22 protein-coding genes are annotated in these 25,758 nt (G+C 66.0%); 6 read left to right on the top strand and 16 right to left on the bottom strand.

Annotated elements, in window-relative coordinates; translation table 11 throughout:
- The first annotated feature begins 98 nt into the window (after positions 1 to 98).
- Positions 99 to 473, top strand: a complete 375-nt coding sequence (locus CSE6_RS01780) for a DUF2946 family protein (RefSeq protein ID WP_059439878.1) — start codon at positions 99 to 101, stop codon at positions 471 to 473.
- Between the two features lie 84 nt (positions 474 to 557).
- Positions 558 to 2,864 carry a TonB-dependent receptor gene (locus CSE6_RS01775; protein ID WP_059439771.1) on the top strand — a complete coding sequence of 769 codons (2,307 nt, stop codon included), beginning with the start codon at positions 558 to 560 and terminating at the stop codon, positions 2,862 to 2,864.
- A gap of 12 nt (positions 2,865 to 2,876) precedes the next feature.
- Here the strand turns inward: CSE6_RS01775 and CSE6_RS01770 are convergent, their stop codons facing one another.
- Positions 2,877 to 4,076: an MFS transporter gene (locus CSE6_RS01770; protein ID WP_059439770.1), complete on the bottom strand. Its 1,200-nt coding sequence runs from the start codon at positions 4,074 to 4,076 to the stop codon at positions 2,877 to 2,879.
- A 274-nt stretch (positions 4,077 to 4,350) separates the two neighbouring features.
- On the opposite strand from CSE6_RS01770, the gene CSE6_RS01765 reads away from it, so the two are divergent.
- Positions 4,351 to 4,851, top strand: coding sequence for a CreA family protein (locus CSE6_RS01765; protein WP_034357315.1), 501 nt, complete (start codon positions 4,351 to 4,353; stop codon positions 4,849 to 4,851).
- A gap of 73 nt (positions 4,852 to 4,924) precedes the next feature.
- On the opposite strand, the gene CSE6_RS01760 is transcribed toward CSE6_RS01765, so the two are convergent.
- Entirely contained in the window at positions 4,925 to 5,146 is a 222-nt protein-coding gene (locus CSE6_RS01760) for a hypothetical protein (protein WP_034357313.1), read from the bottom strand.
- Positions 5,147 to 5,284: 138 nt separating this feature from the next.
- Positions 5,285 to 6,229 (bottom strand): LysR family transcriptional regulator, encoded by a 945-nt coding sequence (locus CSE6_RS01755; protein ID WP_034390913.1) that lies wholly within the window; start codon positions 6,227 to 6,229, stop codon positions 5,285 to 5,287.
- A 265-nt stretch (positions 6,230 to 6,494) separates the two neighbouring features.
- Here CSE6_RS01755 and CSE6_RS01750 point away from each other — a divergent pair, with 265 nt between their 5' ends.
- From CSE6_RS01750 to CSE6_RS01740, 3 genes are all read left to right on the top strand, one after another.
- Positions 6,495 to 7,583, top strand: coding sequence for a YeiH family protein (locus tag CSE6_RS01750; protein WP_034357308.1), 1,089 nt, complete (start codon positions 6,495 to 6,497; stop codon positions 7,581 to 7,583).
- A gap of 175 nt (positions 7,584 to 7,758) precedes the next feature.
- The gene (locus CSE6_RS01745; protein WP_059439877.1) at positions 7,759 to 8,250 is read left to right on the top strand and encodes a MarR family winged helix-turn-helix transcriptional regulator; all 492 of its coding nucleotides are present in this window, start codon (positions 7,759 to 7,761) and stop codon (positions 8,248 to 8,250) included.
- The gene (locus CSE6_RS01740) at positions 8,247 to 10,241 is read left to right on the top strand and encodes an FUSC family protein (RefSeq protein WP_034381438.1); all 1,995 of its coding nucleotides are present in this window, start codon (positions 8,247 to 8,249) and stop codon (positions 10,239 to 10,241) included. Before CSE6_RS01745 ends, CSE6_RS01740 begins: the two co-directional genes overlap by 4 nt.
- A 5-nt stretch (positions 10,242 to 10,246) precedes the next feature.
- Here CSE6_RS01740 and CSE6_RS01735 read toward each other — a convergent pair whose 3' ends face one another.
- From CSE6_RS01735 to CSE6_RS01675, 13 genes are all read right to left on the bottom strand, one after another.
- Positions 10,247 to 11,002 carry an ABC transporter ATP-binding protein gene (locus CSE6_RS01735; protein ID WP_059439769.1) on the bottom strand — a complete coding sequence of 252 codons (756 nt, stop codon included), beginning with the start codon at positions 11,000 to 11,002 and terminating at the stop codon, positions 10,247 to 10,249.
- Positions 11,002 to 12,003, bottom strand: coding sequence for an iron ABC transporter permease (locus CSE6_RS01730; RefSeq protein ID WP_083994673.1), 1,002 nt, complete (start codon positions 12,001 to 12,003; stop codon positions 11,002 to 11,004). Before CSE6_RS01730 ends, CSE6_RS01735 begins: the two co-directional genes overlap by 1 nt.
- 135 nt (positions 12,004 to 12,138) lie before the next feature.
- Complete coding sequence (locus CSE6_RS01725; protein WP_059439768.1) at positions 12,139 to 13,191, bottom strand: iron ABC transporter substrate-binding protein; 1,053 nt, start codon at positions 13,189 to 13,191, stop codon at positions 12,139 to 12,141.
- Entirely contained in the window at positions 13,185 to 13,721 is a 537-nt protein-coding gene (locus CSE6_RS01720; protein WP_083994669.1) for a DUF2478 domain-containing protein, read from the bottom strand. Before CSE6_RS01720 ends, CSE6_RS01725 begins: the two co-directional genes overlap by 7 nt.
- Before the next feature lie 25 nt (positions 13,722 to 13,746).
- Entirely contained in the window at positions 13,747 to 14,646 is a 900-nt protein-coding gene (locus CSE6_RS01715; RefSeq protein WP_152668537.1) for a substrate-binding domain-containing protein, read from the bottom strand.
- 5 nt (positions 14,647 to 14,651) lie between these two features.
- Positions 14,652 to 16,616: a TonB-dependent siderophore receptor gene (locus tag CSE6_RS01710; RefSeq protein WP_059439874.1), complete on the bottom strand. Its 1,965-nt coding sequence runs from the start codon at positions 16,614 to 16,616 to the stop codon at positions 14,652 to 14,654.
- A 256-nt stretch (positions 16,617 to 16,872) separates the two neighbouring features.
- The gene (locus tag CSE6_RS01705; RefSeq protein ID WP_059439766.1) at positions 16,873 to 18,315 is read right to left on the bottom strand and encodes an NAD-dependent succinate-semialdehyde dehydrogenase; all 1,443 of its coding nucleotides are present in this window, start codon (positions 18,313 to 18,315) and stop codon (positions 16,873 to 16,875) included.
- A 145-nt stretch (positions 18,316 to 18,460) separates the two neighbouring features.
- Entirely contained in the window at positions 18,461 to 19,285 is an 825-nt protein-coding gene (gene cobA / locus CSE6_RS01700; RefSeq protein ID WP_034357289.1) for a uroporphyrinogen-III C-methyltransferase, read from the bottom strand.
- Positions 19,286 to 19,321: 36 nt separating this feature from the next.
- On the bottom strand, positions 19,322 to 22,183 hold the full coding sequence (locus CSE6_RS01695) for a nitrate reductase (protein ID WP_059439765.1): 2,862 nt from the start codon (positions 22,181 to 22,183) through the stop codon (positions 19,322 to 19,324).
- A complete protein-coding gene (locus tag CSE6_RS26775) occupies positions 22,180 to 22,293 on the bottom strand; it encodes a hypothetical protein (RefSeq protein WP_083994667.1) in 114 nt (37 codons plus the stop codon). Before CSE6_RS26775 ends, CSE6_RS01695 begins: the two co-directional genes overlap by 4 nt.
- Positions 22,294 to 22,371: 78 nt before the next feature.
- Positions 22,372 to 22,770, bottom strand: a complete 399-nt coding sequence (gene nirD, locus CSE6_RS01685) for a nitrite reductase small subunit NirD (protein WP_012836971.1) — start codon at positions 22,768 to 22,770, stop codon at positions 22,372 to 22,374.
- A 163-nt stretch (positions 22,771 to 22,933) separates the two neighbouring features.
- The gene (nirB, locus tag CSE6_RS01680; protein ID WP_059439873.1) at positions 22,934 to 25,396 is read right to left on the bottom strand and encodes a nitrite reductase large subunit NirB; all 2,463 of its coding nucleotides are present in this window, start codon (positions 25,394 to 25,396) and stop codon (positions 22,934 to 22,936) included.
- On the bottom strand, positions 25,365 to 25,718 hold the full coding sequence (locus tag CSE6_RS01675) for a hypothetical protein (protein ID WP_152668536.1): 354 nt from the start codon (positions 25,716 to 25,718) through the stop codon (positions 25,365 to 25,367). The genes nirB and CSE6_RS01675 overlap by 32 nt, the downstream gene beginning before the upstream one ends.
- Positions 25,719 to 25,758 lie beyond the last annotated feature (40 nt).

Raw genomic sequence — 25,758 nt, 5'->3', positions numbered from 1 at the left:
CACTTTGCACCTGCGGCATGGCTTGCGCGGCGGTTTTCACGCATGGTCTGAGGCGGCAGACGACGTATGATGCGGACGCATATCAGCACCGCACACCCATGACCTTGCAACAGCTTCGCCGCATTGCCACCTGCCTGCTGGGCCGGTGCGTGCTGGCATGGATGGCACTGTCCATGGGGGTGGCGGCAGCCGCGCCGCTGATCCAGTCTCAGGGGTTTGAGCTGATCTGCACCAGCACCGGCGCGGTCAAGCTGATCGTCAAGGGCGAAGACGGCGGCAGTGCCCTGGGTGCGGGCCACCTCGATTGCCCCATGTGCCTGCCCCATGCAGCACCGCCTCCGCCCGCGCTGCAGCTGCCGCCGCCTACCGAGTCGCCGCTGTGGCATGCGCTGCAGCCCGTGCAGCGGGCGCGCATCGCCTCACTCACTGCAGCCCCCCTGCCTGCGCGCGGGCCGCCCCCCGCTTACCTCTGAACCATTTCGGGCTCTAGCGCAGTTCCGATCTGCGCTGGCCGCAATCAGATTCATAGGGACAACCACGTCCCAAGGTAAGCATTCATGAAACAGATTTTTCTGCCGCTGGTGGTCAGTGGTATTGCATGGCCGTGCCTGGCCCAGACCTCGACCGATTCCGCCGACCTGCCTGAGCGCTCCAAGACCCTGGGCGTGGTCACCGTCAACGGCGGCCAACCCAGCTCGCTGCCCACGCAGATTCCGACCACCATCGAAGGCATCACGCGCGAGGAGATAGAGACCCGCATCAATGCCACCGACAGCGAGGATGCCCTCAAATATCTGCCCAGCCTGCTGGTGCGCAAGCGCTATATCGGTGACTACAACCACGCCATCCTCTCCACGCGGGCCTCGGGCACGGGCAATAGCGCGCGCTCGGCCGTCTATGCCGACGGCATTCTGCTGTCCAACTATCTGGGCAATGGCATTGCCAACGGCAGCAACTATGCGCCGCGCTGGGGCCTGGTGACGCCCGAGGAGATCGAACGCGTCGATGTCATGTACGGCCCGTTCTCCGCCGCCTACCCGGGCAACTCCGCCGGTGCCGTGGTGGACTATGTGACGCGCATGCCCGACAAGCTCGAAGCCCATGTGGCCACCGGCTATGCCCACCAGAGCGCCGACGTGCTGGGCAGCAACGGCCATTACCGCAGCTGGAACACCAGCGCTTCCATCGGCAGCAGAAGCGGCGACTGGTCGTACTGGATCAACCTGAGTCGCAGCGACAGCCAGGGCCAGCCCATGACCTTCCCCACCGTGCTGCAGTCCGCCGGCGTGGCGGGCGGTGCCGGCACGCCCGTGACCGGGGCGATTGCCGGGCTCAACACCACCAACCAGCCCTGGTACATCCTGGGCGCGGGCACGCAGTACCGCACCCGGCAGGATCACGCCAAGATCAAGCTGGCCTACGACATCACGCCCACGCTGCGCGCCAGCTACACCCTGGGCTGGTGGCAGAACAGCGCCAGAGGCAGCTCCGAGACCTATCTGCGCGGGCCGGACGGCCAGCCGGTGTACAGCGGCAACATCAATATCGACGGCAAGACCTACAAGCTGGCCGACACCGCCTTCGGCCTGAGCCAGGACCAGCAGACCCACACCATGCATGGCGTCTCGCTCAAGAGTCATGCCCAGGGCGAGTTTGACTGGGAGCTCAGCGCCAGCCTGTACGACTACGGCAAGGATCAGCAGCGTGTTCCCACCGTGGCCCAGCCGGCTGCCAATCTGGGCGGCAAGGGCACGCTGCAGGATCAGGACGGCACGGGCTGGAACACGCTGGCCGCCAAGGGCACATGGCGGCCGCAGGGAATGAAAGGCGCACATATCGTGGACTTCGGCCTGGGCCGCGACTCCTACCGGCTGAACATCAGCAAATACAACGTGCTGGGCGACTGGCAGTCCGGCCCGGCCAACGAGCAGGCTGTCGTCAGCCAGGTCGGCGGCAGAGCCGAGACCCGCTATGCCTGGGCACAGGACAGCTGGCAGCTGGCCAGGGACTGGAAGGCCGTGCTGGGTCTTCGCTGGGAGGACTGGACGGCCAGCCAGGGCCATACCGCCACGGCCAGCAGCCAGCTGAGTTACGCCCAGCGCAGCGAATCGCATTTCTCGCCCAAGGCCGCGCTGGCCTACCAGTTGGCCCGCCACACCACGCTCAAGGCCTCGCTAGGCCGCGCCGTGCGCTTTCCCACCGTGGGCGAGCTGTATGGCGCGACTTCGGGCGGTGCGCTGTCCTTCATCAACGACCCGAATCTGAAACCTGAAAAATCCTGGACGGGCGAGCTGACGGCCGAGCAGGATCTGGGCAATGGTTTGCTTCGCGCCACCTGGTTCCACGAGCGCACGCGCGATGCGCTCTACAGCCAGCTGATTGCCGGCACCACCATCTCTGCGGTGCAGAACGTGGATCAGGTCCGTACCTCGGGGCTGGAGCTGGCTTACTCGGCGCAGTCGGTGTGGATTCGCGGGCTGGACCTGGGCGGCAGCCTGACCTGGGCCAACTCGCGCATCACGGCCAATGCCGCCAACCCGGCCAGCGTCGGCAAATGGCAGCCGCGCGTGCCGCGCTGGCGTGCCACGGCCTGGGCCACCTACAAGCCCGATGAACGCTGGGCCTTCACGGTGGCGGCGCGCTACAGCGGGCGCCGGTACTCGAATCTGGACAACAGCGATGTCCATGCCGACACCTATATGGGTGCCAGCCAGTACTTCAGCGTCGATCTGCGGGCACGCTATCAGATCGACAAGCAGTTGTCGGCCGCCTTTGGCATAGACAACGCCAACAATGCCAGGTACTGGAACTTCCATCCCTATCCGCAAAGAAGCTTTAGCGCCTCCCTGCGCTGGGATCTTTAGGCGCAGGCGGTTCTAGGCCAACCTGGCCACCAGGCCATGGGTCTTGCGCATCCTGAAAGTGCCCAGGCAGGCCAGCAGCGCCAGGGCCAGGCCCAGCACGCAGGCACCCTGCCAGCCGTCAATGCGCCAGGCGAGAGTCCCCAGCGCCGAGCCCGCCGCCGCGCCCGTGAAATAGCCCGTCATATAGACGGCATTCATGCGGCCGCGCGCTGCGGGCAGCAACTGGGCCACCGTGGCCTGGTTGGTGATGTTCAGGCATTGCAGACCCAGATCGATCACCACCATGCCCAGCACGAACCAGCCCAGATGCGCTCCGCCCACCCACAGCAGCGGCCAGGACAGCAGCAGGGCCAGCGCCCCGATGGCACAGCTCACGCGGCCCAGGCCCTTGTCCACCAGCCGCCCCGCCTGCGTGGCCACCAGGGCACCCGCTGCGCCAGCCAGACCGATCAAGCCGATCTGGCCGTCATCCAGACCCAGGGGACCGCTGGACAACTGCAGCGCCATGGTCGAGAACAGCACGCTGACCGAGGCGAACGCCAGCGCGCTGACCAGGGTGCGCTGGCGCAGGCCCGGCTGGCTGCGCAGCAGATGCCACATGCTTCTCAGCACCTGTGGATAACTGACAGGGCTGGGGTTGCGCGATGCCGGCAACGCCCTCCACAGCCACAGCGCCACCACGGCCATCACCAGCGCCGCGCCCTGGTAGACGGCTTGCCAGCCCCAGGCCTCCGAGACCATGCCGGCCACGCTGCGCGCCAGCAGAATGCCCAGCAGCAGACCGCTCATCACCCAACCGACGGCCCGCCCGCTTTGCCCAGGCTGGGCCAGCGCCGCCGCCATGGGCACCAGCACCTGGGCCGCAACCGAGAACAGACCGGCCATCAGCGTGCCCAGCAAAAACAGATCGAACTGACCCGCCAGGCCGCACAGCGCCTGCCCCAGGGCAGCCAGCAGCATCAGGCTCACGGCCAGGCCGCGCCGCTGCAGCTTGTCGCCCAGCGGCGCCAGCAGCAAAAGACCTGCGGCATAGGCCACCTGGGCCAGCGTCACGCTGGTCGCGGCCGCCGACTCGCTGACCGAGAAATGACCGGCAATCGAGTGCAGCAGCGGCTGGTTGAAATAGTTGCCGCCCGCGCAAAGGCCGCAGGCCAGTGCCATCAACAACAGGGAGGAAGCGCTCAGACCGGGCGCGGAAACGTTCACCGACATAGATAACAGCCACATCCGGTGGATGCGGCGCTTGCATGGAGCCACCGCCCGAGGGGCCGTCGCAGATCAAAGAGGGAGTTAGCAAGTCCGGCATGCGCTGTGTCATGCCTGTGGCAGCGTCTCAGCTGCCGGCGCCCGCCAGCAGGCCGGGGCAAACCGTGATGCAATACAGAAAGCTCTGCAGCAGCCGGTATTGTCTTCAGCCCGGCTGCCAATCCCTTGTTCGGGACACAATGCCCTGTCAAAAGACAAGGGTTAACCCTTAACTCACTGTATGCGCACCACCATGAAATTGCTCTCCGCCGCTCTGGCCGTTGCAGCCGCCACCGTAGGAACCATGGCCTTTGTCGGCATGAGCCATGCCGAGCAGATCGGCGCCGTGGATACCGTCTTCAAGTGGATTGGCCCGGATCACAAGATCGTGGTCGATGCCTATGACGACCCCAAGGTGCCGGGCGTGACCTGCTATGTCTCGCGTGCCAAGACCGGCGGCATCAAGGGCGGCCTGGGCCTGGCCGAGGATCGCTCGGAAGCGTCTATCGCCTGCCAGGCCACGGGCAATATCCAGTTCCCCGCGCCGCTCAGGCAGCAGGAAGAAGTGTTTACCGAGCGCACCTCGCTGCTGTTCAAGCGCCTGCGTGTGGTGCGCATGGTGGATGCCAAGCGCAACGCCCTGATCTATATGACCTACTCGGACCGGGTGATCGAGGGCTCTCCGCAGAACAGCGTCACCGCCGTGGCCGTGCCCCAGGGCACGGCTATCCCGCTGAAATGAAAATCAGGGCAGGCTGCGCTTGTGCGGCCTGCGTGTTTTAGGCAGTTTTAACTCAAGACCCAGGCCGCGCGAGCTACTGACTGAAGATCAGGCCGCCTGCGTCCAGCGCCGGCGGGCGCAGCAAATCCTCGTTCACGCCCATGGCCTGGCTGGCGCGCTCCACGGCCTGCCAGAGTCCGGCAGGCATCTGCAAAATGGCCTCGGGGGACTGCGCATCGTCGATCCAGTGGCTGATCTGCAGATGCTGTTCATGAGTGAGCAGGTCCAGGTGCAGCATTTCATCGATGGTTTTCATGGTGTTCCTCCCTGCTTGAGAAAGCCGGCGCCGTGCAACCCGCGCCTGACTTGTCTACCCAATATAGGGGCAAAAACCGCTGCCGCAAGCAAAATCATTGTCAAGAAAACATAGCTACCTGCGACTGTCATTCAAGCGCTACAGCATATTTGGAGCTTGGGCTGCGGACGGCTCGAGCGACGGCTGCTCGCCGGCCTTGCAGGCATCGACAAAGGCCTGCAGCGCAGGCGAGCGGCGCTTTCCGGCGCGCTGCACCAGAGAGAAGTTGCGCCACATGCGCGGCAAGGTGGTGGGCAGAATCTCCAGCGCACGAGCCTGCAGCTGTGACTGCACCAGCACGCGCGACAGACAGCTGATGCCCAGCCCCTGCTCGACACAGCGTGCAATCGCCTCGGAGCTGCCCAGCGTGGCGCTTGCAGGCAACTGGTGCAGATGCGGCAGCAGCGCATGCTCGACCATCTCGCGCGTGCCAGAACCCGCCTCGCGCAGCAGCCATGCCGCCCTGCGCAGCGCTGCCACGCCCAGCGGCTTGCTGCGCGCCTGCTCGGCCAGCGGGTCCTGCGGCGATGCCACGATGACCAGTTCGTCGCGCAGCCAGGGCTCGACCTCCAGCCCCTGCCAGTGGCTGCTGCCCTCGATCAGGCCCATGTCGACCTCCATGGCCAGCACGGCTTCGCCCACTTCCTGGGTGTTGGCAATCTGCAGGTCCACGCGCACCAGCGGATGCGAGCGTGCCAGCCGCGCCAGCACTTCGGGCAGCGCATAGGTGCCGATGGTGGTGCTGGCCGCCACGCGCAGGCGCACCGGCATATTGGCTGCACGCGCGGAAAACGTCTGCTCTATGCCTCTTGCCTGCTCCAGCACGCTAAGGGCCTGAGGCAATAGCGCACGACCCGCATCGTTGAGCACCAGGCGCTTGCCCACGCGCTCGAACAGTTGCACGCCCAGGCCTTGCTCCAGTTGCTGCAGCGCGGCACTGGTGGCCGACTGCGAAAGCGCCACGGCCTCTGCGGCAGCCACCGTGGTCCCGCTTTGAGCCACGGCGCAGAAGATCTCGAACTGACGCAAGGTGAGGTGCAGCATGACGATGATTCGTATATTCGTATCGATGACAGCAGGCTCGCCAGGAGCCCTGGCCTACCAGCAAAAAATGGGCGGCCCGGCCCCTACGGTACCGGCTCATCCAGTCAATGATTGAGTCGAATCGCAGGATGCAGAGAGCTCAATCTACCTGTTTTATAGGTTGATCTTACAAAAACTATTAGTTATACAAATATAACTAGGAAATCTAAAGTGATCTCCATGCCGGCAATCAGACCTGTTGTCTTGCCTGCTGCGAAAGGTCACGATGAACACTACAACACTGAAAAACTCCGCACCCTCGCAAGGCTGGATGCACAAAACCGGCGGGATGATTCCCGGCCTGCTGCTGGCGGGCGCCATCGCTGCCGTGGCCACCTGGGCCGCGCAGTTTCCGGCCATCAGGAACAACGGCCTGAGCGCGCTGACGCTGGCCATCATCATCGGCCTGTTGATCGGCAACACCGTCTATCCGGCCATCGCCAGCCAGTGTGCCAGCGGCATCGCCTTCACCAAGGCCCGTCTGCTGCGCACCGGCATCGTGCTCTACGGTCTGCGCCTGACCTTCCAGGACATCGGCCAGGTCGGCATGGCCGGTGTGGTGATCGATGCGCTGGTGCTGTCCAGCACCTTTTTGCTGGCGCAGTGGATAGGCCAGAAGCTGCTGGGAATGGACAAGCGCACCACCATGCTGGTGGGGGCTGGCGCCTCCATCTGCGGCGCTGCCGCCGTGCTGGCCACCGAACCCGTGGTCAAGGGCCGTGCCGAGGACGTGGCCGTGGCCGTGGCCACAGTGGTGGTGTTCGGCACCATCGGCACCTTTCTCTACCCGGCGCTGTTCCACTGGAATGCCGAGTACGGCTGGATAGACACCAGCATGCAGCAGTACGGCGTTTTCGTCGGCTCCACCGTGCATGAGGTGGCCCAGGTCGTGGCCGCCGGCGAAGCCATCGGCAGCCAGGCCGCCGATACGGCGGTGATCGCCAAGATGGTGCGCGTGATGATGCTGGCTCCCTTCCTGCTGGTGCTGTCCATGTGGCTGACACGCAGCGAACGGACCCTGGGCGTGAACAATGGCCAGCCCGGCAACCGGATCACCATTCCCTGGTTTGCCGTGGGCTTTGTGGCCATGGCCGGCGTCAACTCCCTGGGCGTGCTGCCCAAGGAAGTGGTCAGCGTCGGCATTCAACTCGACAACGCGCTGCTGGCCCTGGCCATGGCCGCTCTGGGCCTGACCACCCATATCCGCGCCGTGCGTGCTGCCGGCACCCGGCCGCTGATTCTGGCCCTGGCTCTTTTTGCCTGGTTGCTGGTCGCCGGCCTGGCATTGAACCTCTGGATTCCAACACTGTTTTGATAGCGGCTTGCGCCTGACTGGATTAGAACTAGAACATCTACAGGTCTGAAACCCTTTGAAAGAGAGCGCTTGTCGCTCTCTTTTTTTGCATGAATACAAGGGAATACCCTTGCTATAAATGCAGACTCAATTAGTTTGAATTGCAAATTAATTGAGCAAGCATCAAAATTCGGCCATGTCTTTTGCCGATGCTCCCTCCCGCGACCGCCTGGGCTTTCTCATGGTCACCCTGACCCGCCAATGGCGGCGTTTTGTCGAAGAACAGCTGGCGGCCAGCGGCCTGACCGACGCCACCTGGACGCCGCTTCTGCATCTGCGCGCCTGGGGCGACGGCGTGACGCAAAAGGAGCTGGCCGAGCGCGTGGGCCTCGATGGCTCCAGCCTGGTGCGCCTGCTGGACATTCTCGAGGGCAAGGGCTGGGTGGAGCGCCGAGCCGATGTGGCCGACCGCCGCAGCAAGCGCATCTTTCTCACTGCCGAAGGCCATGGCGCCGTGGACCATGTCCGAGCCACCATGCTCGAGGCCGAGCTCAGCCTACTGCAGGACCTTGAGGACTCCGAGGTCGAAGCCATGCTGGACGGCGTCAACAAGATTCGCGCCCGCATCGAGCAGATGCACGAGCAGCGCTCAGCCCAAGTCCATCCCGGTACCGAGGAGCGCGCATGAGCGTGGCTGCCTACGACCGCCTGCTGGAGCGCGCCACGTTATGGGGCTTTGACAGCGCCCGCCTGCGCCAGCATCTGCGCACGGCTTTTGCAGCCTGTATTGCCGTGTTCGCTGCCTGGGCCCTGGGGCTGGAACATCCGCAATGGGCGGGCATGACGGTCTGGGCCGCCTCCCAGCCGCTGCGCGGCCAGTTGCTGGAGAAAAGCTTTTTCCGTACCACGGGCACGCTGGTCGGCACGGCCGCCGGCGTGGTGCTGGTGCTGGTGGCCAATGGCGATCTGCTCTGGCTGGTCACGGGGCTGGCGGTGTGGATAGGCATATGCGCGGGCCTGGGCAATCTGCAGCGCAGCTTTGCCTCCTACGGCACCATGCTGGCTGGCTATTCGGCCTCCATGGTGGCCCTGCTGGACAACGGCAACCCCGCCCATGTCTACGCGCTGGGCTGGGATCGTTTGTTTACCGCGCTGACCGGCGTGGCTGCCGCCCTCGTCGTGGGCTGGCTGTTCACGCCCGTGGGCGCTGAAATCCCCGGCGACGGCAGGGTACGGCGACTCTGCGCCCGCCTGCTGCGCGACATCGCGGACGCCGCACAGGCCACGGCCAGCGGGCATAGCGCCCTCAGCCCCAGGGACCTGGCTGAGCGACTGGCCGTGATGGCCGCCATCGAAGAGGGGCTGGATCCGCATGCTGCGGGCTCGCAGCGTTCGCGCCGCGCCGTGCGGGCGCTGCGCCGCCTGATCAACACCCAGATTTCGGCCCTGCTCTGGCTGCGCGACAGCACGGGCAAGACCATCACCCCGGCATTCACGCCCGCGCAGGCCCAGGCCATGACGGCCGCGCTGGAGCAGGCCGCCATGCTGCTCGAAACCCAGCCCGCACCGCTGGCCGCCATCGACGCCATCGCCACGGCCCGCAGCGCCGCCGCCGGCTGGGGTCATGCCGAGGAGATTCTGGGCAATATCGGCCTGGCCCTGCAGGCTCACTTTGTGGCTGCCAGCGACCTGACTCTGCCAGCCCACCATCGCGCACGCCAGTTGCCCGTGGTCTTGCACAGCGACTGGGTGGGCGCGCGCCGGGCCATGCTGCGGGCCTTCAGCTCCATTTTTCTGGTTGGCCTGATCTGGGTGGTCACGGGCTGGCATGGCGGCGCCTATATGTTGCTGGGCCTTTCGGTGATGATCACCGTGTTCTCCTCGTTCGAGAACCCGGCCTTCACCATGCGCTTTGTGATTCTGGGCCAGGCCATGGGCGCGGGCGTGGCGCTGGTCTGCCAGTGGTTTGCCTGGCCGTTCGCCAACAGCCAGCTGCAGATGGTGCTGATGATGCTGCCCTTCATCTTCCTTGGCGCCCTGCTGCTCAGCCACCGCCGCACCACGCTGTACGGCTTTGACTGCAATATGGTGATCCTGCTGGCGCTGTCGCCGCATTTCCCCTACCAGCTCGATGTGGGCCACTCGCTGTCCATGGCCTTTGCCATCGTCACCGGCCCGCTGGCCGGCTGGGCGGCCTATCGCTTCATCCTGCCCGTCACCGCGCAAGGCAGGCTCAATGGCCTGCGCGCCATGATGGTTCATGAGCTGCAGGACATGGCCTGCGCCCCGGTGCACGCCCGAGACGTGCGCGTGTGGCGCGCCCGCCTCTATCACCGCCTGCTGCGCCTGGTGCGCGCCTCCGAAAAAGTCAGCGCCCCCGCCGTGCAGGACGCGGCCGACTGCGGTCTGGCCGCGCTGCGGGTGGGCAAGGCCGTGCTGATCCTGCACCAGTTGCAGGCGGATGTACTCCTGTCCGAAAGCACCTTGCGCGGTGTGCGCAGCGCGCTGCAGAGACTGCAGCAACTGCCCAGCGCTCCCGCCAGGGCCGTGCCGCTGCTGCAAGGCCTGGCCCGGCGCATACAGCAGCGCCAGCCCGAGCAGGCACTGCAACTGCGGCTGGCTGCCCAGGACATCCGCGAGCATCCTGCCTTCTTTGCCTCCAGCGCCGCGTTGCGCTGAGCGCTTCAGCGGCCGCCCGATAGATGGGCGGCAATCGCCGCCTCGCTGACGTCATAGAGCTCAGCCAGCGCTGTGGGCGTGGCCACGGCGCGCGGCTCGCCCGCGCCCAGCAGCCGACCATGGCCCAACAGAGCGATCCGGCTGGCCACGCGCAAGCCGTGCTCTGGCTGGTGGGTGGACAACAGCATGGCCATGCCCTGTGCGCTCAGCGCCTCGATCTGTTCCAGCACGCGGATCTGGTTGCCGAAGTCCAGGCTGGCCGTGGGCTCGTCCATGACCAGCAGCGCCGGCTCCTGCGCCAGCGCGCGTGCAATCAGCACCAGTTGCCGCTCGCCGCCACTGAGCTCGGTGTAGCGGCGTGCGGCCAGATGGGAGATCTGCAGCCGCTCCATGCAGGCCAGTGCCATGGCCCGGTCCGCTCCGGACGGCCTGGCCAGCAGGGGCAGGCGCGCGGCGCGTCCCATGAGCACCATGTCAAGCGCCTCGAAGGCAAACACCCCGGTCTGGGCCTGGGGCACATAGCCGACGCGGCGCGCGAACTCCGCGCGCGGCCAGTGCTGTACCGACTGGCCCTCTACCAGCACCCGGCCCGCCAGCGGCGGCAGCAGGCCCAGAACCGTGCGAAACAGCGTGGTCTTGCCACAGCCGTTGGGGCCGAGCAGACACAGCACCTCGCCCGCGTCAATCGACAGATCCACCGCTTCGCTGACCACGCGGCGGCCATGGCCGGTGCTCAGGCCCTGCAAGTCCAGCACCGTCATCAGACATCTCCTTCGCGGCGGCCCGTGCGGGCCAGCAGATAGAGAAAAAACGGTGCACCGACCAGGGCCGTCAGAATGCCCAGCGGCAGCTCGATGCGCGCCATGCTGCGGGCCAGCGTATCGGCCGCCACCACAAAGCCCGCGCCCAGCAGGGCCGAGGCCGGCAGCAGGCGCACGAAATCGGGGCCGACCAGCAGGCGCGCCACATGCGGCACCACCAGTCCGACCCAGCCGATGATGCCGGCCAGCGACACGGCCGCCGCCGTGCCCAGCGTGGCGCAGACCACCAGCACCAGGCGCAGCCGCCCGACCGGCACGCCCAGAGCCCGTGCCTCCTCATCGGGCAGGGCCAGCAGATTGATGCGCCAGCGCAGCAGCAGCAAAGGCAGCAGGGCCGCCAGCATCACGGGCGCCGTGGCGGCTACTTCCTGCAGCGTCACGGCCGACAGGCCGCCCATGAGCCAGAAGGTGATGGACGGCAGCTGGGTGTTCGGGTCGGCCAGGGTCTTGATCAGGGCAATGCCGGCCCCCAGCAGGGCGCCCAGTGCAATACCGGCCAGTACCAACACTAGCACCGGATCGTGCCTGCGCACGCAGGCGCTGATAGCCACCACGACGGTCACTGCGACCAGTCCGCCGCCAAAGGCCAGCCATTGCACGGCAAACATCGACAGGCCCAGATAGATGGCGATGACGGCACCCAGGCCGGCACCGGCCGAAACGCCCAGGATGTCAGGCGAGACCAGCGGGTTGCGAAACATGCCCTGGTAGGCCGCACCGGCTGCAGCCAGCATCGCGCCGACCGCCACGCCGGCTGCGATGCGCGGCAGCCTGATGTTCCAGAGCACGGTTTCGGCCGCTGGCGGCAGCGGCGAAGCCGCCCCCGTGGCCCGTGCCCATAGCGCTTCGGCCAGCTGTGCCGGTGCCAGCGCAAACTGGCCCGAACCCAGCGCCCAGAGCAACACCAGAGCCAGCAGGGCCAGGGCCAGCCACCAGCCCATGCCCACACGCAGATGACTGCGCTGGCGACTATGCCCGGAGGCATTGCTTGATGCCGCGCTTTCCAAGCTTCCCGCTTCTTTCGGGCTTTGAGCGCCTTCGCTGATATCGAATGACTTCATGCCAGCCCCATGCATTCAGCGCGCCGCCTGCAGCAGTGCTTGCAACTGCGCCGGCGACAGCTGGATGCCATAGAACAGTGCATAGAACTCGCGTACCGCCTGCTCCAGGGGCTTGGCGCCATGCCGCGCGGGCCGGCCAGGATGCAACTTCTCAAGCAGCCAGCGCACGCCGATCAGCCGGTTCACGCTGGGCGGGCCGTCCAGCCAACCGAAAGGCAGCACGGGCGCACAGTGCACTCTGCCGCTGCGCACGGCGCTGATGCCGCGCCACAAGGGGTCCTGGCGCACACGCTCTGCAAAACCCGCCTCCTGGGTCAGTATGACTTCGGGGTCCCAGGCCAGGATCTGCTCCATGGAGACGCGCGTGAGTCCGCCCCTGCCGGCCTGGGCCGCCACATTGCGGCCGCCCGCATACTCGATCACCTCGACATTGATGGAGCCGGCCAGCCCGGTTTCCAGGCCGTTGGCGCCGCGCCCCAGATAGACACGCGGCCGGGCCTGCTCACCAAGGCCGGCAGTCACGGCGCGCATCAGCCTGGCCGCTTCGTCGGCATGTCGGGCCAGGGTCTCGCCACGCTCGGCTGCACCCAGCAAGCTACCGACCTCGCGCAGCTGGCGCGCATGGTCGCTCAGGCTGCCCTGCACCAGCACGCATGCCAGGCCCGTCTGGCGCGCCAGACGTTCGATGGCAGAGACATGGGTGGCGTCGGAGGTCCCGGAGTCCAGCACCAGATCGGGTTGCAGCGCCAGCAGCTTTTCAAGCGGCAGCGTGCTGCCGCGCCCCGACAGGCGCCCCAGATAGGGCAAGGCCTGCAGCGGCGACCCCAGATGGGCCCGCGCCGCATCGCCGAGCTGCATGGGCCAGCCCAGCAGTTGCTGCGGCGCCAGCGCGGCCAGCAGCACGCCGGCCGGCGGACCCGAAGCGAAAACGCGACCCGGTCGTGCCGGCAGCGAGCCAAAGCGGGCTGCGATGACCGAGCCGCCATCCTGCGCCCAGGCCCAGCCCTGATACAGGCCCGAGGCCAGCGTCGCAGCTCCGGCCTGCAGCCACTGGCGCCGCGTCAGCATGCAAGGTCTTCCCTGTCTTCGCGTGCCAGCTGCTGCCGGCACCAGTGCAGCAGTGCCTGCTCGTCGACCGGCAGGCGCACGAAGGCGCCGCCGGTAAAGCTCTGCCAGCCGGCCTCGTGGCGGGCCGCCACGGCCGTGACCACGGGAATGCCAGCCTCGACAAAGGCAGCGATCTCCTGGACAAACCCGCCGCCGGCGGCTTCGAGCTGGCCGAAGCAGTTGACGACGGCCAGCTCCACGCCATCGGCCAGTGCCTGACGCAGCACCACGCTGGCCCGGGCCAGGGCCTGCGGATTGAGGCTGCAGGCCTGCGAGGCCGCGCCCAGGTCCTCGGTCATCTCGAACTGCTGGCCGCTGCGCAAATCCACGAGGCGCATGCACTTGTTGCCATTCGCATAGCGGCTCTGGCGATGCACCAGCCCGCCCACCTGCCGGCCCGACTGTTGCAGCCGCCGCGCCACGCCTTCGAGCAAGTCCTCGATATCGTGCCGCTCATCGGGGTAAATCAATGCCGCCGGCGGCGGCGTCATAGCGGTGCTCATGCAGCTCCTTCGCTCAAGTCTGTCCATCGGCACCGGCGCTCATGCCGGCGGGCACGCTGTCGCGCCCAAACACCCAAGGGCCGCCCGCGCCGCTGGCCTCTTCCAGCACCTGCTGGCCGGCCGCAGACAGCAGATACTCGGCCAACAGGCCCGCCGCCCGGCGCTGCTCCGGCGTGGCCGGATGGCGCGGGCCGGGCGTGAGCAGCACATAGGGCCTGCGCATCAGCGGATCGCCATGCAGCAGAAGTTCTATGCCAGGGGCGCCCATCTTGCCGAAGGCCAGGGGAATATGGCCGACCACGGCATAGGCCTGCTCGCGCGCCGCCAGCTCCAGCACCGCCTGTGATCTCGGGCCGGTGTCGGCGCGCAGCCAGCGCGCATCGGGTCGTATGCCGCCGCGCCGCCACAGACGCTGCACCACGGTATAGCTGCCGGGGTCGCGCAGCGCGATGAAGGGCGAGCCGGTTTCGGCAATGCGCCGCAGCGCCTGCGTGCCGTCAGCGGCCAAACGCACGCCGGCAGGGTCATGAGCGGGGCCGGCAATGACATGCTCGTTCCAGCCCCAGACGCGCGCAGAGCCTGCCATGCCGCTGGCCTCCAGTGCCATGGCTTCGTCGCTGGCGTGGATCAGCAGCATCTGCGCCTCGCCGCGCGCGAAGGCGGGCACCAAGCCCTCCTTGGGCGCAGCCGCCACGGTGGTGACCGGCATGGTCAGGGCGTGGCTGGCCTGCTCGGCCACGCGTGGCCACACGCCGCACAGCACGAGTCCGCCCACGGCCGCCACCTGTACGCCGGTGCCCGAAGCGGGTTGTGCCCCAGCAGCCAGGGCCGGGCCACCGGCCCCCATGCCCAGGGCAGCCAGACCGCGCAGCCAGTCACGCCTTGCCAGCGATGTCAGAAGCAGGTTTTGCATGACCGTCAGAACCGGTAGCCCAGATTCACATACCAGCTGCGCCCCGGCATGGGCAAGCCGTCGGCCAGCTGATACCACTTGTCGCCCAGATTGGCCACGCCGAAGTCCAGCGTGGTGTCCGGACGCGGCAGATAGCGCGCGCGCAGATTGGCCACGCCGTAGCCGGCCATCTGATAGACCTGGGCCTGGCCGCTGGCCGACAGCGGCACCTTGCGGCCCTGTTCTGCCTCCAGCTCGGCGCGCAGCTGCCACTGGGCCTGCGGATTCCATTGCAGGGCCGCCGTCAGACGCTGACGCGGCGTGTCCGTCAGCGTGATGCTGCGGTCGCTGAGATTGGTGCGGCTCAGATAGGTGTAGCCCGCATGCAGAGCCCATTGGGCCGACAGTTGCTGCGCCAGCGACACCTCAAAACCGGCATTGCGCGTGCGTCCCACGTTCTGCGCCTGGTTGCAGGTCTTGCCGCCGCAGGCCGTGGAGTCAACGACCATGGTCTGGATCTGGTCGCGCACCCGGCTGTAGAACAGCGCCGCCTGGCCCTTGCCGCCCTGCCAGGGCTTGCCGCTCAGGCCCAACTCCAGATGGTTGGCCACCTCGGGCTTGAGGTCGGGGTTGGCCAGGGCCGTGCCCATGCGTGCCGAATAGCGGTCCTTGATGGTCGCAAAGCGGGTCTTGTGCGAGGCAATCAGATAGACCTCGTCGCCCTGGGCCGTGAGCGCATAGCTCAGGCGTGCCAGGCCGTTGGTGGCGCTGGTCGAGCCCGTGGGCCACTGGTAGACCTGCTTGGCGTCGCGCTGGTCATGACTCAGGCCCAGCGTCAGGCGCCAGCGCTCGGCCAGGGCGATGTGATCCTCGAGCACCAGCGAGGTGGTCACATCGCGGTAGTGCTTCTGCGGGTCCTTGCCCGAGGCCGCGTCGGTGTGCTCGTCCTGCTTGTAGTGGAAGGCCGCATGCAGCTCGTGGCCGGAGAAGGCGTAGTTGACCCACTCCACGCTGGCCCCCTTGCTCACATCCTTGTAGCTGCTGGTCGGATCGTGGGCCGTGTAGCTGGCGTCCTTGTACATGTCGAGACCGTTTTTGTAGGTGTCGTGGTAGAGGCGCGTCTTGAGCACATTGCTGCCGTTCAGACGGGTGGTGCTCAGGAAATACAGGCTGTCCTTGTCCCAGTAGGGCCAGCGCCAGTAGCGCACGGCGTTCTTCTGCGTGGACTGGCCGGTGTAGACGGGATTGCCCTTCTCGCCTTCCTGGCGCACATAGCCGATGGCGTATTCGTCCGTGGCATTGGGCGTGAGTCCCAGCTTGAAGGACAGGCGCTTGTCGGTGCGGTCCGCGCTCTCGCGCTTGCTGCCGGTATCGGTGGGCTGCTTCTTGTAATCCCTGAAGCCCCGGGGCAGAGGAAAGCTGTCAGCATCCAGGTAGGAGGCACCCAGCTGGTAGTACCAACTGCCCTGGTTACCGCCCAGGTTGAAGCTCGCCCTGCGCTCGCCGCCGCTGCCCACACCCAGGCGCACATCGCCCTCGAAGGGCTTGACCGGTTTGCGCGTGACCAGATTCACGGCACCGCCCAGCGTATTGGGGCCGTACAGCAGCGAGGCGCCGGCTTTGGCCACATTGATCTCGGCCAGGTCGAAGGTGGTGAAGCGGCCCAGGTCCACATAGCCGTCATAGGGCACATACAGCGGCACGCCATCCACAAAAATCGGCACCTGGCGCGAGTCGAAGCCGCGCAGGCTGATCATTTCCTCGTTGCGGTTGTTGCGCGACAGGCTCACGCCAGGGAGATTGCGCACGGCATCGGCCACGGTGCTGGCGTTGCTGCGCTCCATCTCGGCACTGCCCACGCGCTGCATATCGCCGGCCCCGAGCTCCTCGGCCTCGCGCCGCGCGCTGACTTCCACCGTCCCCAGCGTGAAAGTCTGGCTGGCGGCTTCGGCTGCGCCCGCAGCTGCCACCTGGGCCCAGGCCGTGCCCATGGGCACGATGGCCAGCGCGCCCCACAACCAGCTGCGGCGAAGAACAAAACTTGGAGGATGGATCTGGGAAACCGTGGAGTGCAATGGCATGGCGCGGGCTGGAATTTGTTGTCGAATGTAAAAAACCGTCGATTCTAGCCACCGCTATTCATTTATGGAATAACGATCGACTAACAGTCTCCATAAGCCCCACGGCATACACCTCCCATGAAAAAAGGCCACCCGAGGGTGGCCTTGCATCAGATGCCTTGCAGATTCAAACGCAGCTGATCGCCACGGCCTTGGCCACCAGGTAGGCCTCCAGCGCCTCCGGGCCGCCTTCGGAGCCATAGCCCGAATCCTTGATGCCGCCAAAGGGCAGCTCGGCAGACGGCAGTGCCGGCTGGTTGATCCACAGCATGCCGGCTTCCACATCCTGCGACAGCTGGTGGGTCGTTTTGAGCGAGCGCGTGAAGGCATAGGCCGCCAGGCCATAGGACAGGCGATTGGCCTCCTGAATGGCGTCTTCGATCCTGTCGAAGCCGCGAATCGCCGCCACGGGGCCGAAGGGCTCCTGGTTGAAGATATCGGCCGTCAAAGGCACGTCGGCCAGCACCGTGGGCGCAAAGAAGTTGCCGGCAGAGCCAAAGGATGCGCCGCCCGTCATCAGCTTGGCACCGCTTTGCTCGGCGTTCTGGATCAGCTGGGTCAGCGCCGTCACGCGGCGCGGATTGGCCAGCGGGCCCATCTGCGTGCCCTGCTCCAGGCCGTTGCCGACCTTCAATGCCTCGGCATGGGCCACCATGGCACGCGTGAACTCCTCGCGCGCGCTGTTGTGCACCAGAAAGCGCGTGGGCGAGATGCAGACCTGGCCCGCGTTGCGGAACTTGGCCGCACCCGCGGCCTTGACGGCCAGTTGCACATCGGCATCCTCGGCCACGATCACGGGGGCATGGCCGCCGAGCTCCATGGTGGAGCGCTTCATGTGCTGGCCGGCCAGCGCCGCCAGCTGCTTGCCCACGGCCGTGGAGCCCGTGAAGGTCACCTTGCGGATTACGGGGTGGGCAATCAGATATTCGGAAATCTGTGCGGGGTTTCCATAGACCAGGCCCACGACACCGGCAGGAATGCCGGCATCGACGAAGCACTTGAGCAGGGCTGCGGGCGAGGCCGGGGTTTCCTCGGGCGCCTTGACCAGGAAGGAGCAGCCCGAAGCCAGGGCCGCGCCGATCTTGCGCACGATCTGGTTGACGGGGAAGTTCCAGGGCGTGAAGGCAGCCACGGGCCCCACGGGCTCCTTGATCACCAGCTGCTGCTGCTCGGGGCGACGCGAAGGCACGATGCGGCCATAGACACGCAGAGCCTCGTCGGCAAACCATTCGATGATGCCGGCGCCGGCAATGATTTCCACCTTGGCCTCAGCCAGCGGCTTGCCCTGCTCCTGCGTCAGCAGCGCGGCGATCTCGTCGGCACGCTCCTTCAGCAGGGCCGCGGCACGGCGCATGATGGCGCCGCGTTCGTGGGCAGATACCTTGCGCCAGACCTGAAAGCCCTTGTCTGCCGCCGCCAGGGCGCGGTCCAGATCGGCGATATCCGCATGGGCCACGCGGCCAATCACTTCGCCGCTTGCCGGGTTGCGCACATCAATTTTCTTGCCGCTGGCAGCGTCCTGCCACTGACCGTCGATCAAAAGCTGGGTATCAGGATATGCAGTGCTCATCGCATGACTCATAGGTGTCGGCCGCCACTATCCCCCTGCAGACTGACGAGGCCGGGTGTGACAAATGTTCAGGGGTTACCGGACAAATTCTAGTCATGCGGGCTCGGCACTCAGACAAAAGGGAGACAGCTGTCAGCAATCGGCCTCATGCGCCCACGGCCCGGCGCAGCTGCGCCTGCTCCAGCAGCCCGCCCAGGCCCTCGGCGGACGACGCGGCCAGCCTGACAACCTCGCCCACCACGAACACGCAGGGACTGCCCAATCCGCTGGCAGCCAGCGCCTGCGTCATCTGCCCCAGATCGGTCAGTATCTGTTGCTGTGCGGGCAGGCTGGCGTTCTGGACCAGGGCCACCGGAGTAGATGCCGGCAGTCCGCCGGCCAGCAGCTGCTGCTGGATGAGGGCGGCAGTGGCAACGCCCATGTAGATCACCAGCGTCAGCCCCAGCATCCGTGCCGTGCCGGCCAGCAACTGCCAGTCATGGCCGGCACTGCCTGGCTTGGCGTGACCGGTGATGAACACCACGCCATGGGCATGGTCACGATGGGTCAGCGCAACGCCGAGGCTGGTGGCAGCGGCCAGCCCTGCGGTGATCCCGTTGACCACTTCCACGGCGATTCCGGCCCGGCGCAGATGCTCGACCTCCTCACCACCACGGCCAAAGATGAAGGGATCGCCGCCCTTGAGGCGCACCACCAGCTCGCCCTGGCGGGCCGCCATGATCATGAGCTTTTCGATGAACTCCTGCGAGGTGCTTTCGCGCCCGCCGCGCTTGCCCACATGGACGACGCGGGCGCTTGCGCTGGCAAGCTTCACGATGTCGGCAGACACCAGGTCGTCCGCCAGCAGCAGCGTGGCGGACTGGATCAGTCTCAGCGCCTTGAGCGTGAGCAGCTCCGGATCACCGGGGCCGGCACCGACCAGATAGCAGCGGCCCACGGGCGGCAGGGAAGTGGCATGGCTGTTTGTCATGGCTGGCCTTTCATATGCATTGCCGGACATCAAAATCTAGGAGGCAACCGGCAGGGCTGCCGACTGCGGTGCAGACGTCGCATGTACCAGTTGTTTGATTTTGGGAATACAGGAGCCGCAGCGCGTGCCGCAACCCAGAGAAGACTTGAGCTGCGCGAGCCGCTCGTCGGCGGAGCCCTCGCAGATGGCCAGCGCCGAGCTGATGCTGGCCTCATCCACATTCATGCAGGCACAGATCTGCGGCGACCGGGCCGGCATGGCCGCTGGTGGCCTGGCACCCGAGGACAGCAGCAGGCGCCCATAGCTTTGCACCGATTGTTCGTCGCGCAGTACCGGCCCCAGCCAGCGGCCGGCGCTGGCGTCACCACAGAGCAAAAAGGCATCGAGCCTGGGCTCCTCGGTCTGCCGGCCTATCGCCATGGCCCGGCTGCATTGGCGACGCGCGTCGGCATAGCGCATGGCCTGCGGGCCATCGAGCTGCAGCAGACCATGCAGCCGCGCCAGCACCTCGGCGCTGGGCTGCGCATAGGCCGCCGCGCGGAACTGCACGCCGGTGCGGCCCTGATCCGCTTTTTCCAGCGGCACGGCGCGCCCGAACAGCACGCAGCTGGCGAAGTCGAACTCGGCCATCAATTCGGTCAAAGCCTGGCGAACCGACTGCACCTGCTGTTCATCCAGCCATGCCATGCCCAGACAAGTCCAGGGCAGCTCGGCCTTGAGCAGCTTGACGGCCACATGCTTGAGCTCGGGCTGCTTGGAGCGCGGGCAGCGCTCGGGCGTGGTCAGGGCGTTGACGCCCGCAAGCCGCTGCCCCTTGGAGCCCATGCCGCTCAGGTACATGCTGCCCCAGTGCATGGGCAGATAGAGCTGTGCGGGCTGCAGCCCCGGATCTGCCTGCACGGGCAGCACGATGGCGCCATAGCGGTTGGAGACATGGACCAGATCGCCATCCTGCAGCTGCAGGCGCTGCATGTCCTGAGGGCCGACCTGCAGCTGCGGTTCGCTGACATGGGCAAACAGGCGCCCCAGCTGGCCTGTGCGCGTCATGCCATGCCATTGATCGCGCAGGCGGCCGGTGTTGAGGCTGAACGGATGTCGCGCATCGCGCGGCACGGCCGGCGCCTGCCAGGGCTGGGCATCAAAGCGTGCGCGCCCGTTATCGGTTGCAAAGACTGCGTCGCCATACAGACGCTGACGGCCCTGGCTGGCGCCTTGGGGCATGGGCCATTGCTGGGGTCCCTTGACCTCCAGCAACGGCCAGCTCAGACCCGTGATATCCAGATCGCGCCCGCGTGTGGACTCGCGATGCTCGTTCCAGATGGCTTCGGCACCCGCGTCGGCATTCGCAGTGTCATAGGGAAACAGGGTTGGCAGCGAGGGCCGCAGATGCTGCTCCAGGCGCCACGCCAGCTCCACGCCTATCTGCCAGTCATGGCGTGCCGCCCCCGGCGCGACCACGGCAGCGCGCACCCGCGAGATGCGCCGCTCGCTGTTCGTGACCGTGCCCAGCTTCTCGCCCCAGGTGGAGGCCGGCAGCAGCCAGTCGGCATAGGCCGTGGTCTCGGTCGCTGCAAAAGCCTCCTGCACCACCACCAGCTCGGCGCGCTCCAGCGCCCTGCGCACCATGGCCTGTTCGGGCATGCTCTGCGCGGGATTGGTGCAGGCAATCCACAAGGCCTTGATCTGCCCGTCGGCAGCAGCCTCGAACATCTCCAGCGCAGACTTTCCTGGCCGCTGCGGAATCGACTCCACACCCCATAGCCGCGCCACTTCGGCCCTGTGCGCGGCGTTGGAAAGATCACGATGCGCGCTCAGCAGATTGGACAGCCCGCCCACCTCGCGCCCGCCCATGGCATTGGGCTGACCCGTCAGCGACAGTGGCCCGGCGCCAGACCTGCCGATCTGACCCGTTGCCAGATGCAGATTGATCAGCGCGGCGTTGTTGGCCGTGCCGCTGCGGCTTTGGTTCAGACCCTGGCAGTACAGACTGAGCGTGGGACGACGCACGTCCGTCGGCTCCTCGGCACCGCCCAGCGCCATCCAGCGCGCCGCCCGGTACAGGTCCGCCACGGGCAGGCCGCAGACGGCGGCGACCTTCTCTGGCGTGGCTTCACGCACCAGTTCCTTGAGCTGCGCAAAGCCGCTGGTGTGCTGCGCGATGAAGGCGCTGTCCGTCCAGCCCTCCCACAACATGATGTGCAGCAGACCGTGAAACAGCATCACATCGCTGCCCGGCTGCAACGGCAGATAAAGATCGGCCAGTTCGGCGGTCTCGGTACGGCGCGGATCGGCCACGATGATCCTGAGCTGCGGATTGCGCGCCCTGGCCTCCTCCACACGCCGGAACAGAATGGGATGCGCCCAGGCCATATTACTGCCCGTGATGAACAGGCAGCCGGCCAGATCTATGTCCTCATAGCAGGCCGGCGGTGCATCGGCGCCCAATGTGGCCTTATAGCCGGCCACGGCGCTGCTCATGCACAGGCGCGAATTGGTGTCGAGATTGTTGGTGCCCAGCAGGCCTTTGACCAGTTTGTTGAAGACGTAGTAGTCCTCGGTCAGCAACTGGCCACTGAGATAGAAACCCAGTGCATCTGGCCCATGTTCGGCGCGAATGCCGGCGATACGCGCCGCCAGTTCATCCAGGGCCTGATCCCAGCTCGCGACCTGCGGCGCGGATGTCCGCTGCAGCCTGCGCATGGGCTGCAGCAGACGGGCCTGCTGGGCATAGGCGGGCGCGGCCGTCAGATGCAGGGTGCTGCCCTTGGTGCACAGACGGCCCAAGTTGGCAGGATGCTCGGGGTCGCCGCGCACGCCGGTAATCTGCAGGCCATCGGACTCGATGACCACGCCGCAGCCGACACCGCAATAGGGACATGTGGACTTGGTTTCTTTCATGGCGTCACCAGAGAGAGGCGGCGGCGTTCATGTTCACTCCTACGCGGACCGCCGAAGGCGAGTCCGCAGCCGACGCCGCAATAGGGACAGGTGGATCGGGTCTCACGCATGGCAGACTTTCAGTGAAATTGCGCCGCAGCGCCCGGCTATCAAGCGCATGCTGCTACTCGATTCATAACTATCAGACGCTAGGCCGCAGCACAGCCGGACCTGGCTGCGCAATGTGCGGGACCGGCATGCGGGCGGGTCTGCTCCAGGGCGCGGCTGGCCAGTTCGTCGGCGCGCAGCTGCACCTCGCCGTTCTCCACGCGCACGCTGAAATAAGGCGTGCAGCCCTCGTCGGGCGCCGCCGCCTCGCCGCTGCTGAGCGCAATCGTCCAGTTGTGCAGCGGGCAGGCCACGCTGCGACCGAACACAATGCCTTGCGACAGCGGGCCGCCCTTGTGCGGGCAGCGGTCCAGCAGCGCAAAAACCTCGTCGTCGGCATTGCGGAACACTGCCACATCCAGACCTTTGGCCCGCGCCACGCGGCGGGCCCCCAGCACGGGGATGTCGTCCATCGTGCAGATAGAAATCCATTCGCTCATTTACATCTCCTAAGCTCCCCCTGAGCCGCTTTGCGGCTTCCCCCTCTCTCGCTTCGCGGGAGGGGGACGACGGCCTCACTACGGGGCGGCCCTTGCTCGCCGTCCCTTGGCTATGCCGCGCCAGGTTCGTAAATTGCTGAAAAATTGAAAGAGGTTCTCGGTTTCAGGCAACAACTGACACATCAGCAGGCAGAGCCTGAAACTGGCGCGTATCCACGGACGCCTTGTCGGTTTCGAACCAGGGATCGGGCTCGCCGTCCAGTGCAAACTGCAGCTGCTCCCACAGCGCCCTGCGGCCCTCGGCATCGTCAAGGATGCGGCGCTTGACATAGTCCAGACCCACGCGATTGATGTAGTGCACCGTGCGCTCCAGATACCAGCCTTCCAGCCGGTACAGCTGCATGAAGGCGCCCGTGTACTCCATCACCTCTTCGGCGGTCTTGAGCTTGGTGAAGAAATGCGCCACCTCGGTCTTGATGCCGCCGTTGCCGCCCACATACATCTCCCAGCCAGAGTCCACACCGATGATTCCCACATCCTTGATGCCGGACTCCGCGCAGTTGCGCGGGCAGCCGCTGACGGCGAACTTCACCTTGTGCGGGGCGTACATGCGCCACATGGCGCGCTCCAGGTCCTTGCCCATCTGGGTGCTGTCCTGCGTGCCCATGCGGCACCATTCGCTGCCCACGCAGGTCTTGACCGTGCGCAGCGCCTTGGCATAGGCATGGCCGCAGGGCATGCCTATATCGTTCCAGACGGCCTGCAGATCCTCCTTCTTCACGCCCAGCAGATCGATGCGCTGACCGCCCGTGACCTTCACGGTAGGGATCTGGTATTTGTCCACCACATCGGCAATGCGGCGCAGCTCGGAGGCCGTGGTCTCGCCGCCCCACATGCGCGGAATCACGCTGTAGGTTCCATCTTTCTGGATGTTGGCGTGGCTGCGTTCGTTGATGAAGCGGCTTTGCGGGTCGTCCCTGGCTTCCTTGGGCCAGGTGCTTACAAGATAGTAGTTGACGGCCGGGCGGCAGGAGGCACAGCCATTGGGCGTGCGCCACTCCATGAAGCGGAACACCGCATCGGTGCTCAGCAGCTTGTGCTCAGCGATCGCGTCGCGCACGGCCTGGTGCCCGTGGTCGGTGCAGCCGCACATGGCCTTGGTCTTGGGGGCCGCCGAGTAGTCGCCGCCGGCCGTGAACATGATGATCTGCTCCACCAGTCCCGTGCAGGAGCCGCAACTGGCACTGGCCTTGGTGTGCTTTCGCACATCGTCGAGCGTGAACAGGCCCTTGTCCTTGATGGCCTTGCAGATCGCGCCCTTGGTCACGCCGTTGCAGCCGCAGACCTCGTCGCCGTCGGCCATGGCCGCAGCTTTGCTCTGCCCCTGGTGGCCGGTGTCGCCGAGATTGGATTCGCCAAACATCAGCTTGTCGCGGATATCGGCCACGCTGCGGCCCTCGCGCAGCAGCTTGAAGTACCAGCTGCCGTCCACCGTGTCGCCGTACAGGCAGGCACCGACCAGCTTGTCGTCCTTGATGACCAGCTTTTTGTAGACCCCCGCATAGGGGTCGCTCATGAGAATTTCCTCGGTATCGCCGCCGCCCTGGAAGTCGCCTGCAGAGAACAGATCGATGCCCGTGACCTTGAGCTTGGTCGAGGTCAGCGAACCCAGGTAGCGGCCGATACCGAACTCCGCCAGATGGTTGGCCAGCACCTTGCCCTGCTCGAACAAGGGCGCCACCAGCCCGTAGGCAATGCCTCGGTGTGCCGCGCATTCGCCCACGGCATAGATGCGAGGATCGGTCACGGTCTGCAGCGTATCGCTGACCACGATGCCGCGGTTCACATGCAGATGCATGGACTCGGCCAGTTCGGTGCTGGGGCGAATGCCCACGGCCATCACCACCAGTTCGGCCGGGATCTCGCTGCCGTCCTTGAAACGCACGGCACGCACGCGGCCGTCTGCATCACCCAGCAGCTCCTGGGTCTGCGCCTGCATGCAGAACTGCATGCCGCGCTCGGCCAGCGATTTCTGCAGCATGCGGCCCGCCTGATCGTCGAGCTGGCGCTCCATCAGCCAGTCGCCGACATGCACCACGGTGACCTGCATGCCGCGCTTCATGAGGCCGTTGGCCGCTTCCAGTCCTAGCAGGCCACCGCCGATCACCACCGCATGCTTGAGCGTCTTGGCCGCCTCGATCATGGCCTCGGTATCGGCGATGTCGCGGTAGGCCAGCACGCCCTCCAGGTCCTTGCCGGGAATGGGCAGGATGAAGGGCTTGGAGCCTGTCGCCATGATCAGGCGGTCGTACTCGGCGCTGGCGGTCTCACCCAGGGCATTGACCGCATGTACCATGCGCCGGGCTCGGTCCACGGCCGTCACGGTATAGCCGGCGTGCAGCAGGATATGGTGGTCCTGGTACCAGGACCAGTCGTTGAGCACGATATCGCCGAGCGTCTGCTCGCCGGCGAGCACGGGCGACAGCAGAATGCGGTTGTAGTTGGGATGCGGCTCGGCGCCGAAGACCGTGATGTCGTACAGATCGGGGGCAATGGCCAGCAGCTCTTCCAGCGCGCGCACGCCCGCCATTCCGTTACCAATCATGACCAGTTTGGATTTTTTCATCTGAGTCCCCGTGGGCTTGCGAAAAAGGCCTTCCGCGCAGAACCGCTGCATTTGGCAGCAGCACCTCCAAAAAGGCGCTTGTGTCCTGAAACGGCCCGGCAACAAAAAAGACGTCTGCATGCTTCATGACTTGCATGAGCATGTAGACGTCTTTGTCTTTTGGGTTGTGGTCCAGCCTTGCACCATCCCCCTGTGGCCGACCTTGGCCACGATTGAGAACATGCAATTGCCGTGCCAGCTCTGTCGTCTCGCGGAATGCGGCAGGCAAGAAAGAGATGCACCATCTTTGTGCCTGTTTGCCGCTTTGCTGTGCACCAAACAAACATGGTGCCCCAAGGCGCCATGCAGCAGACATCGAGGCC

The organism is Comamonas sp. E6, assembly GCF_001010305.1.
Taxonomy (GTDB): Bacteria; Pseudomonadota; Gammaproteobacteria; order Burkholderiales; family Burkholderiaceae_C; genus Comamonas; species Comamonas thiooxydans.
The sequence above is the reverse complement of the archived record's forward strand: the minus strand, read 5'-3'. Positions and strand labels throughout refer to the sequence as shown.

Excerpts from the sequence above, each read along its gene's own strand:
- CSE6_RS01780 (WP_059439878.1), top strand. The coding sequence starts at position 99 with ATGACCTTGCAACAGCTTCGCCGCATTGCCACCTGCCTGCTGGGCCGG.
- CSE6_RS01705 (WP_059439766.1), bottom strand. The coding sequence starts at position 18,315 with ATGAGCACTGCATATCCTGATACCCAGCTTTTGATCGACGGTCAGTGG.
- CSE6_RS01775 (WP_059439771.1), top strand. The coding sequence starts at position 558 with ATGAAACAGATTTTTCTGCCGCTGGTGGTCAGTGGTATTGCATGGCCG.
- CSE6_RS01735 (WP_059439769.1), bottom strand. The coding sequence starts at position 11,002 with ATGACGGTGCTGGACTTGCAGGGCCTGAGCACCGGCCATGGCCGCCGC.
- CSE6_RS01765 (WP_034357315.1), top strand. The coding sequence starts at position 4,351 with ATGCGCACCACCATGAAATTGCTCTCCGCCGCTCTGGCCGTTGCAGCC.
- CSE6_RS01715 (WP_152668537.1), bottom strand. The coding sequence starts at position 14,646 with ATGCAAAACCTGCTTCTGACATCGCTGGCAAGGCGTGACTGGCTGCGC.
- CSE6_RS26775 (WP_083994667.1), bottom strand. The coding sequence starts at position 22,293 with ATGCGTGAGACCCGATCCACCTGTCCCTATTGCGGCGTCGGCTGCGGA.
- CSE6_RS01710 (WP_059439874.1), bottom strand. The coding sequence starts at position 16,616 with ATGGGCACGGCCTGGGCCCAGGTGGCAGCTGCGGGCGCAGCCGAAGCC.
- CSE6_RS01755 (WP_034390913.1), bottom strand. The coding sequence starts at position 6,229 with ATGCTGCACCTCACCTTGCGTCAGTTCGAGATCTTCTGCGCCGTGGCT.
- nirD (WP_012836971.1), bottom strand. The coding sequence starts at position 22,770 with ATGAGCGAATGGATTTCTATCTGCACGATGGACGACATCCCCGTGCTG.
- CSE6_RS01720 (WP_083994669.1), bottom strand. The coding sequence starts at position 13,721 with ATGACGCCGCCGCCGGCGGCATTGATTTACCCCGATGAGCGGCACGAT.
- CSE6_RS01745 (WP_059439877.1), top strand. The coding sequence starts at position 7,759 with ATGTCTTTTGCCGATGCTCCCTCCCGCGACCGCCTGGGCTTTCTCATG.
- nirB (WP_059439873.1), bottom strand. The coding sequence starts at position 25,396 with ATGAAAAAATCCAAACTGGTCATGATTGGTAACGGAATGGCGGGCGTG.
- CSE6_RS01740 (WP_034381438.1), top strand. The coding sequence starts at position 8,247 with ATGAGCGTGGCTGCCTACGACCGCCTGCTGGAGCGCGCCACGTTATGG.
- cobA (WP_034357289.1), bottom strand. The coding sequence starts at position 19,285 with ATGACAAACAGCCATGCCACTTCCCTGCCGCCCGTGGGCCGCTGCTAT.
- CSE6_RS01725 (WP_059439768.1), bottom strand. The coding sequence starts at position 13,191 with ATGCTGACGCGGCGCCAGTGGCTGCAGGCCGGAGCTGCGACGCTGGCC.
- CSE6_RS01730 (WP_083994673.1), bottom strand. The coding sequence starts at position 12,003 with ATGGGCTGGTGGCTGGCCCTGGCCCTGCTGGCTCTGGTGTTGCTCTGG.
- CSE6_RS01760 (WP_034357313.1), bottom strand. The coding sequence starts at position 5,146 with ATGAAAACCATCGATGAAATGCTGCACCTGGACCTGCTCACTCATGAA.
- CSE6_RS01770 (WP_059439770.1), bottom strand. The coding sequence starts at position 4,076 with ATGTCGGTGAACGTTTCCGCGCCCGGTCTGAGCGCTTCCTCCCTGTTG.
- CSE6_RS01750 (WP_034357308.1), top strand. The coding sequence starts at position 6,495 with ATGAACACTACAACACTGAAAAACTCCGCACCCTCGCAAGGCTGGATG.
- CSE6_RS01695 (WP_059439765.1), bottom strand. The coding sequence starts at position 22,183 with ATGAAAGAAACCAAGTCCACATGTCCCTATTGCGGTGTCGGCTGCGGC.